This window comes from Embleya sp. NPDC020886, assembly GCF_044333915.1.
In the GTDB taxonomy this organism is placed as follows: domain Bacteria; phylum Actinomycetota; class Actinomycetes; order Streptomycetales; family Streptomycetaceae; genus Embleya.
In genome coordinates, this window is the sequence record NZ_JBIRRX010000003.1 from 886215 (window position 1) to 897941 (window position 11727).

An 11727-nucleotide genomic window follows, 5' to 3' on the forward strand; every position below is an offset into this window, starting at 1 on the left:
CGACCGCCGCGACGGCGACGGGATCACCGCGGACTCACGGGCGGATCTGCCGGAGGCGTTCGCGCGCGACGGTGTGCGCCTGGACGACGACCCCGCAGGCGGAGACCCTCGAGAGCGCACCGCTGCCACCGGGAGACGCGGGCGCCTGCCCACACGCACACCACGTCGAACAGGCCCGCGCCCCAACCGCGACCCGGTCCCGCTCCGACAACACCCATCACCGTCCCGGCACTCCACAATCCCACCGCGCCCCGACCCGGACCCGCACCACACGGACCACCACCCCCGCCTGCGCCGCTACGTCGCAGACGGCCGGATCGTGGACATCGGCCCGTGCAGCCCACCGTGCCCACTTCCCGGAACGCTGCGCGCCGCAGGTCCGAGCCGATGGCCGGCCTGCGGATCCTCGGCGCCCCGCTCGTGCCGACCGCCATCGCCATCCGACAAACCGCCCACCGAACCCCGACCACCTCCTGAACACCCCCGGACCGCCCGGCGGTTGCCCAGGCTTCGGCCCCGGCGCCCCGGGCGGTCGGGCGATCCGGCCCCCGCCTCAGCCGGTGAGGCCGGCTGCGGTCAGGGTGAGGTGGCGGGTCAGTACCTCGGCGGCGGTGTTCGCGTCGCGGGCCAGCGCCGCCTCCTCCAGGTCGCGGTGTTCGTCGATACCGTCCCGGCCCGGGTTGCGGTGCGCCGACCAGCGGCGCGCCAGTTCGCTCGCGGTCCACATGCGGTCGAAGGTCTCGAGGAGGACGCGGTTGCCGCACCCGTCCAGCAGGGTGCGGTGGAAGACCCGGTGCGCCTCGGCCCAGGCGGCGGTGTAGTACTCGCCCTCCTCCGGCACGTACGGCGGCGTGCGGGCCAGCCGGTGGTGGGCGGCTCGCACCCGGGCCTCCCAGTCGAGGTCGCCGCGCTCGATGGACATGCGCAGCAGGACCGGTTCGACGGTCCGGCGCGCTTCCGCGATCTCCTGCCAACGGCGATCCGAGTAGGCCGGGACGGCGAACCCGCGGTTGGCGAGCCGGTCGGCGAGGCCGTCGCCGACGACGCGTACGAGCGCCTCGCGCACGACGGCGAGGCTCACACCCTGTTCTCTGGCAAGGTCCTGCGGCTTGAGCGCGTCACCGGGGGCATAGTCCCCGCGCATGATCGCGTCCCGCAGGTGTGTGTAGACCTGCTCGGAGAGCATCTGCTTCCCCGGTGGGGACGGGGTATGGACCGCCTGAGTCATGCGCCCATCGTAGACGATCCAATAAATAATCGATTATCTTTGCTATCATCGATTCAGTCGGTTCGGACCGGACCGGTATACCCCGAAAGGAACGACACGATGAGCGGTAACAACCCCTTCGCCCGCCTTCCCGAGGCAGCCTCGTTCACCGTCACCAGCACCACCGTCGCCGACGCCGGCGCCTGGCCGCCCGAGCAGTACTCCGGCATCTTCGGCGTCCCCCAAGGAAAGGACCTCTCCCCGCAGTTGTCCTGGCGTGGCGCCCCGGAAGGCACCAGGAGCTACGCCGTCACCGTCCACGACCCCGACGCCCCGACCGGGTCCGGGTTCTGGCACTGGGCGGTCGCCGGCATCCCCGCCGACGTCACCGACCTGCCCGAGGGCGCCGGCGACGACACCGGTTCGGGCCTGCCCGAGGGAGCCTTCCAACTGCCCAACGACGCCCGCATGGCCCGCTTCGTCGGCGCCGCCCCGCCCGCCGGACACGGCCCGCACCGCTACTTCGTCGTCGTCCACGCCCTCGACGTCGAGTCCATCGACGTACCGGCCGATGCCACCCCGGCGATGCTCGGCTTCATGATGGCCCCACACATCCTCGGCCGCGCGGTCCTGACCGCCACCGCCGAAACGCCGGGCCCGGGCGACATACCGCGCCCGGGCGGGGACGCCGAACGCATCGAGGTCTCCCGGCTCGTCCCGGCCCCCGCCGACGCCATCTTCGCCGTCCTGACCGACCCCGAGGGCCACGTGGACATCGACGCCTCGGGAATGCTCCTGGACGCCGAAGGCGCACCCGTCGAGCGACCCGGCGACCGATTCCTCGTGCACATGGACCGGGAAGCCCTCGGCGACGTGCCCCTGGGCCGGTACGACGTCGAGGTGGTCATCACCACGCTCACCCCGGACGCGGAGATCGCCTGGACCGTCGAGGGCCGGATCCGGCCGCACGTCCGGCACGTCTACGGCTACCGACTGGAGCCGGCCGAGGGCGGCACCCTCGTCACGTCCTACTTCGACTGGTCGCAGGTCCCGGACGCGTGGCGGCAGCGCATCACCTTCCCGCTGATCCCCGAATCCGCCCTCAAGGCCACCCTCGGCATCCTCGAACGCACCGTGCGCCGCAGGTCCGCCGCCTGACCGCACCGACCGCGTGCCCGGCGACGTCGGCGGGCCGCGTCAGGAGGTCACCGTCGCCGCCGTGGTCGGCAGTTCCGTCGGCGTCCCGGTGAAGTCGCGCAGCGGGTTCGAGGCCACCGTCCGCGCGTCGGCGTCGTCGCGCAGGTGGGTTCGGACCAGGTCGCGGGCGTACCCGTGGCAGACGATCAGCACGTGGCCGGCCGCCCGGGCCCCGGTCGGAATCTCACTCCGGGTGAGCAGGCCCTCGTAGAGCGGGTCGCCGAGTCCCCGGATCGGCAGGTCGCGTACGGGAGGGTCGGCGATCAGCGCGCGGGCGACGGCGGGCGAACGGATCGACCCGTGCGAGAAATAGCCCGGTTGGCGCCGGACCAGGGCCGGGATCAGCGCCTCGGGACAGTCCGGGTGGTACGCCGCGACCGCTGGGCCGCTGGGCCGCTGGGCCGCTGGGCCGCTGGGCCGCCGGGCCGCCGGGTCGCGCGTCGGCGCGGGGGTCGACCCCGGCTCCTCGGCCGGCCGGGCCCGCAGCGCGGGCGGCGCGCGCGGGGGCAGCGCGCGCAGCGGTTCCGGCGCCGGCCACGTGGTCGGGTCCGCCGTCGACGCGCGGCCCTCGACGCGGTGGTGGGTGCGGTCGTGGTCGGGATTGAAGTACCGGATGCCCTCGTCGGCGTCCGCGAGCATCTCGCGGACAAGGGGCGCGAGTTCGTCGTCCACCGCCTCCAGTGCCCACACCGCGTCGCCGCGCGGTGATCCGTCGGGCCAACCGGTACGGGAACTCCCCGGGCGCGCGGCGGGCCGGCGCGAGCGCGACCGGAGGGGCCAGGGTGTGCCGACCGGCGCCGAACGCGAGCAGGTCCTCGGGATCCAACGCGGCCACCACCCGCGCCGCCAACTCCGGATCGGCCCGTGACAGCAGCAGCGACGGCGGACCGGGGGCGTCGCGGAGCAGATCGGCCGGCGCGACGCCGGGCCGACCCGGGGGGCGGCGCCGACTCGCCGACGTGGCGCAGCAATTCGTGCACCGTCCCCGGATACGCCGGCCCACCTGGGGCCGGCCGCAACCACCCGTCCACGTCGCCCGGCAGCAGCGCACGCAGCCCCGTCACCCCGGCGCGAACGCGCCCGCCTGCGCCCGGCGCGGGCAGAAGCCGTCGACCGAGCGCAGCACGTCCCACGCGGGCCGGCCTTCGGCCATGAACCGCTCGGGCGGCAACACCCGTTCCAGCAGCGCCCGTTCGAGCGGGGCGGTTGGCGTGGTCGGGGATGGCGTCGAACTCGACCACCGCCTCCGGCGGACAGCCTCCGGTACCGGCGAGCGCCGCGGCCACCACAGGTGTGAACGGGCTCTCCCGATGCGCCCGCAGCACCTCGTCCCAGTGCAACAGCCCGTCCACGAGGGAGGGTAGGTGTCGGGCCTCGGCGCGGCCCAGCCCGCTGCTCCGCGGCAGCGCGATCACCGTCGGCCCGACGGACCGTACATCGCGCTCCTGCACGATGTCCCCCGACCCCTGGACGTCACACGCCTGGACCGGTTGTCCGATCACCTCACCCGCCCCGCCGACCCCGCAACGACCACACCGTGAGGACGGTGACCGCGAGCCACACGACCCGAATCGGCCCGCGTGTGTCGCCTGTGTCGCGACCGCGCACCGCCGCCGACACCGGCGTCGCGTTACCTCGGCCGGGCGATGCGGGTACCGGAGCGGCCGCGCCCCGCCCCGGGGTGGGCAGTATCCCGGCGCGGTGCATCCGCCCCTTCGCACCAACCGGGCCTGGTGGGCCGGTTCGCCGGAAACGCGGCGAACACTGCGGATCCCGTTTGGAGCCGCCGTCCGGGTACGGCGGATGTCCTTTTTCCGACGAGGACCGGGGCGGCGGTGCCCGCCGACGACGCCGTCCCCGACACGTGTGGGCCGAAGGGATCCGCCGGTTGTCCCCGCAGGCTCAGTGGGTGTCGGTTCGGTTCTCGATTCCCTGGGCGGGGAGGTGGTGGTCGAGGGATCGGTAGTCGTCGTGGGTCGTGCCGGGGGCGGGCGTGCCGAGGATGCCGATGTATACGGGTCCGCGTGTGGTTCGGGTCCGCAGCGCGGTCCACTGGTCGAGTTCGTGTTCGGCGTACGCGTGGACCAGGGCGGCGAGTCGGATCTCGTGGGCCGGGGTGAACCGGTTCTCCCGCGCGCCCAGCGGGGGCAGCAGGTGGTCGATCGAGCGGAAGTAGCCGTCGGTGGTGTCCGGGGGGAACGCGCGGAACATCTCGAGGTACACGTGCCCGTACGTCGTCCGGGCCCGCAGCATGGTCGTCTCGTCGAGGGCGTGTTGGGCGTACTCGTGCAGCAGGACGGTGAGTTGCCTTCGGTCGGCGTCGTCGAAGCCGGTCATCGCACCAGCGTATCGGCGCCCACCCGGCCGGGGCCTCGGAGCGCGGGCCGTCCGCTTGCCGCGCCCGGTCGATGTCGTCGTGCATGACGGACGTCGCATTCCTCTTCCCGTGGCCGGTCGCCCCGGGCATGGGCCTCGATGTCGGGTCTCCCGGATCCGGTCGGAGCGGGCCATGATGGTCCCCGGGAGTGACCGCACGTGACTTCGGAGGCCGGTATGGGCGATCACGGTAGGCCGAGTCCGGACCCGTCGAAGGGCCAGGCCCCGCCGGACAGTTCCGATGGTCGGGTGCCGCCGGAGCCGGACCCGGACGGCAAGCACAAGAAGCCGAAGCCGTGACCGAACTCGCCGACCACAGGCGGGCGTCGGCGGAGGCGATGGACGCCCACCGGGCGTGGCCCACCGACACCCCGTGGCTCCGGGAAGCCTTCGAAGACCTGCCCCGGCACGCCTTCGCCCCCGATCGCCTGTGGAACTGGGACGGCCACGCGTACGCCCCCGTCGACCGTGCCGCCGACCCGGACCGCTGGGCGCGCCTGGTGTACGCCGGGCCCTACGACGCGGCGATCACCGAGATCACCGACGGCCGCCCCACCTCGAGCCTGTCCTGCACCTCGGTGGTGGCCGACATGCTCGACTCCCTCGACCTCGCCCCCGGACACCGCGTCCTGGAACTGGGCACCGGCACCGGCTGGAACGCCGCCCTGATCGCCCACCACGTCGGCCCCACGGGCTCGGTCACCAGCGTCGAGGTCGACCCCGCGCTCGCCGCCCGCGCCACAACCACCCTGAACGGCGCGGGAATCGACGTGGACGTGCGCGTCGGCGACGGCACCAAGGGATGCCCCGACAACGCCCCCTACCAGCGGATCATCGCCACCCACGCCGTCGACCGCGTCCCGAACGCGTGGATCGAACAACTCGAACCCGACGGCGACCTCGTCCTCCCCTGGGGCCGACTCGGCCACTTCACCCTCACCCTCGACGCCACCGGCACCACCGCCACCGGCTGGTGCCAGGGCCTCGCCCGATTCATGGGCGCCCGCGACACCACCCCCACACCCACCTTCGACGACATCCACACCCGCCACCCCACCGTCGACCACGAACACGAGATCACCCGCGACTTGGCCCCGCTGCGCACGAACAACCTGCTGTGGGCGCTGCGCGTGACCCTGCCCGACGTCCACTACACCCTCACCCCGCCCGGGCGGGACGGCACGACGGTGCGCGTGCACGACGGCGCCGCGTCCTGGGCAACCCTGACCACCACGAGCGACGACGACCACAACCTCGTCCGCGAAGGCGGACCCCGACGTCTCGCCGACGAACTCCTCGCAGCCTGGGACCGATGGATCGACGACGGGCGAATCCGGTTGTACGACTACGGGATGACCGTCACGCCCACCGACCAGTACGTGTGGGCGGGCGACCCCGACACCGGACGTCGATAGCCGATCCCGGACCCGACCCGGACCTGATGCCCGGCCCGCCCCGACGAACGCCCCTGCCCAAACACGTGAACGGAGGCGTTCGTCGGGAGTCGACGGTGTCACTTCCGGAGACGCGCGTTCTCCGCGTACGTGTCGAATTCGCTCACGCGCGGGCGAACACCGCGATGTCGTAGCGTTCGCGCACCGGTCGCGGCGTGGTCTCGGATTCGGCGGCGGCGTCGAGCGCCAGTCGGCGCAGGCCCTCGTCGTAGTCGGCGTCGGTCAGGCATGTGAACTTCGACTGCGGACGCGTGGTCATCCGGGTGTGGAATTCGCGCAGGCTCGCGGTGACCGGCTGTTCGAAGGAGGTGATCTCCCGGACCGTGAAGCCGCACGCGGCGAAGTCGGCGACGATCTCCTCCCGTCCGGGGAACCGCCGTTCGTCACTGTCTCGCAGGCGGGGCCAGTAGTGGTAGACGAGCGCGTCCAGGCGCTCCCGAAAAGTCGTGCGGATCACCACGACACCGTCGGGCCGCAGGATGCGCGCCAACTCGCGGGCGCAGGCGCGACGATCCGGCAGGTGGTGTACCACGCGTGAGAGGAGCGCGAGGTCGAACAGCCCCCCGCGTGTGGGCACCGCGTCCGCGCAGCCGCCGACGTAGCGCACCCGGGGATGCCCGTTGTGCCGCGCGGCCTCGCCGAGCATGACCACCGAGGGGTCGACCCCGACCACGAGCGAGGCCCGCTCCCACTCGGCCAGCGCCGCACAGAACATCCCGGTGCCCGCCCCGATCTCCACGACCGTCGGCGCCGGCCGCGGCGCATACGCCCCGATCACCTGTGCCCAGGCCCGAAGCGCCGCCTCGGGCATCTCGTTCCCGGCCTGATAGACCCCCGCCAACCGCGCATCGTCGTAGACCCGAGCCATCCCGCGATCCTCCCGACCCGACCACCCCTTGACAAGACCCCCGGTCCCGAACGCTTCCGCCCCCGCGTCGAGCCGGACGGCGGTCAACGTGTGTGAATTCGAGGCGCGTTCGGCCAGACCCGGCTTCTGCCGGGCACGGCCGCAACGCGATGACGACTGAACTCGTCCGGCATCGAGCCGGGCGGAGACGGCGCCGGCCGGCTCGGCGCCCGGCGCGCACGTGCGCCCCGGCGTCGCGCAGGGAGTGTTCGACGGTGTTCTGTGTCCAGGTCGTGGTGCCCAGGGGTCGCCGCCGCGCCGGGATGGCTGTGTCCGGTCGACGGGCCCGCCGCTGCATCCGTTCGCTCGGCGCCGCCGGCCCTCCCGGGCTCGTTGGGTGGATATGGGAAAGGGAAAGCGGGACAAGAAAGTGCGGAATAAGCGGATCGGGCCGCGGAATCACCCGCAGGTCCTCGCGGCCGTGGAGTTCGCCGGCAGGTGGCCTGCCGCCCTATCCGGTCCCCGCGGCGCGGCCGGCGCGGCGGGACAGCTCCGCGAACGCCTCGCGCAACTCGGGCGGGGTGACCACTTCGATCTCGGTGTCGAAGCGGGCCAACGCCGCCGCGAGGGCGGCCCAGGACCAGGATCCCGTCGTCAGCCTGGTCCGGTCGGCGCCGAGCTCCTCGACGCCACCGTCGCCGACGAACGGGGCCACCTCCGCCACCGGCAGGCCGAGGATCACCTCGCCACGGCAGGGCCAGGCGTCCGTGCTCCCGGAACCCTTGAACCGGGCCGCCAGGAAGGCGGTCACGTCCCCGCCCGGCACTTCACGGGGAGCGAACCGCGGCCCGGTCGGGATCCGCGGTGTCATCCGGTCGACACGGAAGGTCCGCCAGTCGCCGCAGTCGGGGTCCCAGCCGACGACGTACCAGCGCCCGGCCCGCACCACCAGGTGATGCGGCTGCACCCGGCGAGGCGGGCGCGGCTCGGCATCCTCGGTGCGCCCCGGTGAGCGGTAGTCGAACCGCAGCTCCTCCCCGGCGCGGACCGCGGCACTCAGCGTCAGCAGGATCCCGGGATCGACCTGCGGATCGGCGCCGTGCCCGGCCGCGCCGATCTCGAGGGCGTCGACCCGCTGCCGCAACCGCGACGGCAACACCTGCCGCACGGTGGCCAGCGCTCGCGCGGCAGCCTCCTCGATGCCCGCGCCCGTCCCGACGGCGATCCGCAGCGCCACGGCCAGCGCGACCGCCTGCTCCTCGTCGAACAGCAGTGGCGGCACCCGGCTGCCCGCTTCGAGCCGGTAGCCGCCGTCGGGGCCCTTGAACGCCTGCACGGGGTAACCCAGCTCGCGCAGCCGGTCGACGTCGCGTCGCACGGTTCGCGCGCTGACGCCCAGCCGCTCGGCGAGCAGGCCGCCCGGCCAGTCGCGGCGAGCCTGCAGCATGGACAGCAGCGCCAGCAGCCGGCTGGAGGTCGTCGTCGAGGAGGCGATCGGCATGTTTTCACCATGCCACCGGTAGCGGACGTTCTCCGACCTGTACTGCCGACATCGTCGGTCTCGTCGCCGGAAACCTCCGGCACCGGAAATCACTCTTGAAGGACCGGAACACGATGTCGCTCAACGCTGTCGCCCACCTGAACTTCCACGGCCAGGCCCGCGAAGCCCTGGAGTTCTACCAGTCGGTCTTCGGCGGCCGGCTCACCGTCGCCACCTACGCCGACTTCGGAATGCCCGCCGAACTGCCCGGCGCGACGAACGTCGTGTTCGGCCAGGTCGTCGCCGACAACGGCTTCCGGGTCATGGCCTACGACGTGCCCGGCGAGCACTCGCCGGCCGCCCACGGCGCGCCTACCACGCGTCGGGAAAACGGCACCACGATCACCCGGGAGCCGTTCTTCCTGTCCGTCCGCGGCGACAGCGTCGACGAGGTCACCCCCGTGTGGGAGGGCCTCGCCAAGGGCGCGACCGTGATCGAGGCGTTCGGTCCCGCCCAGTGGGCGCCCGCCTTCGGGATGCTGGCCGACCGCTTCGGCGTCACCTGGATCGTCGACGTCGCGGCCGAGTACACCCCGGCCTGACCGTTCCGTGAGGTGTGCGGCCGGTCCGGCCGCACGCCTCGCGAGTACACCCAGGCCTGACCGTTTCCTGAGGTGTGCGGCCGGTCCGGGCCGCACACCTCCACCCCAGGAGAAACCCATGCGAACCCGTCCGCTCGGCCGGACCGGCATCCAGGTCAGTGCCTACACCCTGGGCACCATGATGTTCGGCCCGTACGGCAACCCCGACCCCGACGAGTGCGTCCGCATCGTCCACCGCGCCCTCGATGGCGGCATCAACGTCATCGACACCGCCGACGTCTACGGTGGCGATGGGGAAGCCGAGAAGATCGTCGGCAAGGCCCTGCGCGGCCGCCGCGACGACGTCGTCCTGGCCACGAAATTCAACGGCCCGATGGGATCCGACCCCAACCATCGCGGCAGCTCCCGCCGGTGGATCGTTTCCGCGGTCGAAGGGTCGCTGCGCCGCCTGGGTGTCGACCACATCGACCTCTACCAGGCCCACCACCCCGAGCCCGGCACCGACATCGAGGAAACCCTCGGCGCGCTGACCGACCTGCTGGGTGCGGGCAAGATCCGTGCGATCGGCCACTCCAACCTGCCCGCCTCGGACATCGTCGAAGCCCAGTGGGTGGCCGAACAGCGCGGGCTCGCCCGCTTCCGCTCCGAACAGCCGCACTACTCGATCCTCAACCGCGGGATCGAACGCGAGATCCTGCCGGTCTGCGAGCGCTACGGGCTGGGTGTCCTGGTGTGGAGCCCGCTGGCGATGGGCCTGCTCGCCGGTCGCCTCCGCAAGGGCAGCGGGGAAACTGCCTCGGCCGGGCGCCTGCACTGGGCACGGCAGCACATGACCGACGAACGCAAGCTCGACGCCGTCGAAGCACTCGCCCGGATCGCCGAGCAGGCCGGACTGTCGCTGCCCCACCTCGCACTGGCATTCGTGACCGCCCACCCCGCGGTCACCTCGGCGATCATCGGCCCACGCACACCCGAACAGCTCGACGCCCTCCTCGCGGGAGCGGACACGGTCCTCGACGACGACCTGCTCGACGGCATCGACGAGATCGTGCGACCGGGAACCGACGTCGGACCCGTCGACGTCGCCTACGTCCCACCCGCGCTCGCGCGGCCGGAACTCCGCCGACGCACCACCGAAACCCGGGCGGCGCGCCGACAATCGCCACAGTGACGACGGCGTCGGCATCCACGACGCCCACACCGGGACGACGGGTTCGGCCGGGCCGCCGATTCCGGCGCCACGACGCCGGGCGACCAGGACCGGCACGCGCCACAAGTCCGAGTCCCCCGACAAACGGGGCCGTTCCGGCTCACGGGTTCGCGGGTGTGGTTTCCGGACCCGTCGGGTTTCGGGGCCGGCACGGGCACCGGCACCGGACCCAATCCGACAACACCCCGAGCCGATCACCAGGAAATGAGGACTCACTTCATGCCGATCCCACTGTCCGCGTTGGATCTCGTGATCGCGGAGCAGGGACGCACCGCCGCCGAGTCGCTCGCGGCGACCAGCCGAACCGTGAGTCGTCTGGACGACCTCGGATACCGGCGTGTCTGGTTCGCCGAGCATCACGGGACCGACCTTTCCGCGAGCGTGGTGCCGGCGGTTCTGATCGCGCATTTCGCGGCACGGACCAGCAGGATCCGACTCGGGTCCGGCGGTGTCCTGGTGCCCAACCACGCGCCGCTGGCGCTCGCGGAACAGTTCGCCACACTGGCGACGCTGCATCCGGATCGCATCGACATGGGCATGGGCCGGGGACCGGGTACCTTCGACGAGTCGATCGTGCGGGCGTTGCGCCGGGGCGGCGAACCGGGCACGGAGACGGAGTACGGCGAGGACGTGGCCGCCGTGCTGCGTCACCTCTCCGGCGAAAGCGGCGTGCGGCTGATCGCGGGCCGGCAATCGGACGGGGGCGGCGCCCGCCCGTGGCTGCTCGCGTCCAGCACGGCCAGTGCGGAACTGGCGGCGCGACTGGGATTGCCGATCGCGCTGGCGCACCACATCCGGCCGGACCGCACCATCGCCACGGCAGTGCGTTACAGGGAACTGTTCACCCCGTCACGGTGGGCGGACCGGCCGCATGTGATGGTCGCGGTCGAGACGGTCGTGGCGGACACCGAGGCGGAGGCCGCACGTCTGGCCCGACCGACCGACGTGGCGCGATCCAGGCAGACCTCGTCGGCGCTGCCGTCCCCGGAGGAGGCGGCCGTCCACGAGATCCCGGAGGAGACCCGCGCCCACGTGGAGGCCACCGGTGCGGCGCAGGCACGCGGCACGGTCACGACCGTACGGCGGCGGTTCGCGGAGATCGTGGAGCAGACCGGCGCGGACGAACTGATGCTGTACGCCTCCGTCCACGATGCCGACGCACGCATCCGCTGCTACGAACTGGCCGCGAAAGCCGCCGAGTAGGCCCGACGACGACACGCCACCGGAGTCGGACCTCCGTCGAGACGGGTGCGTCGACCCAGACGGCACCCGACCGAGGGATCGACGGCAACAGCTCGATGTGTACGGATCGGTCGGATGGTCGAGGATCCGGTCCACCGCACCGGATTCGACG

The 11727-nt window shown here is 72.6% G+C and carries 9 protein-coding genes and 2 pseudogenes; 6 read left to right on the top strand and 5 right to left on the bottom strand.

The features are described from left to right. Nucleotides 1-553: 553 nt before the first annotated feature. A complete protein-coding gene (locus ACH4U8_RS14700) occupies nt 554-1228 on the bottom strand; it encodes a GntR family transcriptional regulator (RefSeq protein WP_360314003.1) in 675 nt (224 codons plus the stop codon). 99 nt (nt 1229-1327) lie between these two features. Between ACH4U8_RS14700 and ACH4U8_RS14705 the strand changes: the two are divergent. Both ACH4U8_RS14705 and ACH4U8_RS14710 read left to right on the top strand, forming a co-directional pair. Further along, a pseudogene (locus ACH4U8_RS14705) lies at nt 1328-1861 on the top strand (YbhB/YbcL family Raf kinase inhibitor-like protein); the annotation flags it as partial. Between the two features lie 51 nt (nt 1862-1912). Next, nucleotides 1913-2365, top strand: a pseudogene (locus ACH4U8_RS14710) (SRPBCC family protein); the annotation flags it as partial. 39 nt (nt 2366-2404) lie between these two features. On the opposite strand, the gene ACH4U8_RS14715 reads toward ACH4U8_RS14710, so the two are convergent. Together ACH4U8_RS14715 and ACH4U8_RS14720 are read right to left on the bottom strand one after the other, a co-directional pair. Then, entirely contained in the window at nt 2405-3094 is a 690-nt protein-coding gene (locus ACH4U8_RS14715; protein ID WP_395778095.1) for a hypothetical protein, read from the bottom strand. Between the two features lie 1212 nt (nt 3095-4306). Continuing rightward, the gene (locus tag ACH4U8_RS14720) at nt 4307-4741 is read right to left on the bottom strand and encodes a hypothetical protein (RefSeq protein WP_395778097.1); all 435 of its coding nucleotides are present in this window, start codon (nt 4739-4741) and stop codon (nt 4307-4309) included. A gap of 335 nt (nt 4742-5076) precedes the next feature. On the opposite strand from ACH4U8_RS14720, the gene ACH4U8_RS14725 reads away from it, so the two are divergent. Further along, entirely contained in the window at nt 5077-6195 is a 1119-nt protein-coding gene (locus tag ACH4U8_RS14725) for a methyltransferase domain-containing protein (RefSeq protein WP_395778099.1), read from the top strand. A 142-nt stretch (nt 6196-6337) separates the two neighbouring features. Here ACH4U8_RS14725 and ACH4U8_RS14730 read toward each other — a convergent pair whose 3' ends face one another. Together ACH4U8_RS14730 and ACH4U8_RS14735 are read right to left on the bottom strand one after the other, a co-directional pair. Further along, complete coding sequence (locus ACH4U8_RS14730; protein ID WP_395778101.1) at nt 6338-7102, bottom strand: class I SAM-dependent methyltransferase; 765 nt, start codon at nt 7100-7102, stop codon at nt 6338-6340. A 490-nt stretch (nt 7103-7592) separates the two neighbouring features. Further along, a complete protein-coding gene (locus ACH4U8_RS14735; RefSeq protein ID WP_395778102.1) occupies nt 7593-8582 on the bottom strand; it encodes a helix-turn-helix transcriptional regulator in 990 nt (329 codons plus the stop codon). Nucleotides 8583-8695: 113 nt separating this feature from the next. Between ACH4U8_RS14735 and ACH4U8_RS14740 the strand changes: the two genes are divergently transcribed. From ACH4U8_RS14740 to ACH4U8_RS14750, 3 genes are all read left to right on the top strand, one after another. Next, entirely contained in the window at nt 8696-9163 is a 468-nt protein-coding gene (locus tag ACH4U8_RS14740) for a VOC family protein (RefSeq protein ID WP_360314015.1), read from the top strand. Between the two features lie 118 nt (nt 9164-9281). Then, a complete protein-coding gene (locus ACH4U8_RS14745) occupies nt 9282-10334 on the top strand; it encodes an aldo/keto reductase (RefSeq protein ID WP_395778104.1) in 1053 nt (350 codons plus the stop codon). 258 nt (nt 10335-10592) lie between these two features. Then, a complete protein-coding gene (locus ACH4U8_RS14750; RefSeq protein ID WP_395778105.1) occupies nt 10593-11576 on the top strand; it encodes an MsnO8 family LLM class oxidoreductase in 984 nt (327 codons plus the stop codon). Nucleotides 11577-11727 lie beyond the last annotated feature (151 nt).

What these genes read in the sequence shown, in the direction of transcription:
- ACH4U8_RS14745 (WP_395778104.1), top strand. Translation starts at nt 9,282, where the DNA reads ATGCGAACCCGTCCGCTCGGCCGGACCGGCATCCAGGTCAGTGCCTAC.
- ACH4U8_RS14720 (WP_395778097.1), bottom strand. Translation starts at nt 4,741, where the DNA reads ATGACCGGCTTCGACGACGCCGACCGAAGGCAACTCACCGTCCTGCTG.
- ACH4U8_RS14740 (WP_360314015.1), top strand. Translation starts at nt 8,696, where the DNA reads ATGTCGCTCAACGCTGTCGCCCACCTGAACTTCCACGGCCAGGCCCGC.
- ACH4U8_RS14700 (WP_360314003.1), bottom strand. Translation starts at nt 1,228, where the DNA reads ATGACTCAGGCGGTCCATACCCCGTCCCCACCGGGGAAGCAGATGCTC.
- ACH4U8_RS14730 (WP_395778101.1), bottom strand. Translation starts at nt 7,102, where the DNA reads ATGGCTCGGGTCTACGACGATGCGCGGTTGGCGGGGGTCTATCAGGCC.
- ACH4U8_RS14735 (WP_395778102.1), bottom strand. Translation starts at nt 8,582, where the DNA reads ATGCCGATCGCCTCCTCGACGACGACCTCCAGCCGGCTGCTGGCGCTG.
- ACH4U8_RS14750 (WP_395778105.1), top strand. Translation starts at nt 10,593, where the DNA reads ATGCCGATCCCACTGTCCGCGTTGGATCTCGTGATCGCGGAGCAGGGA.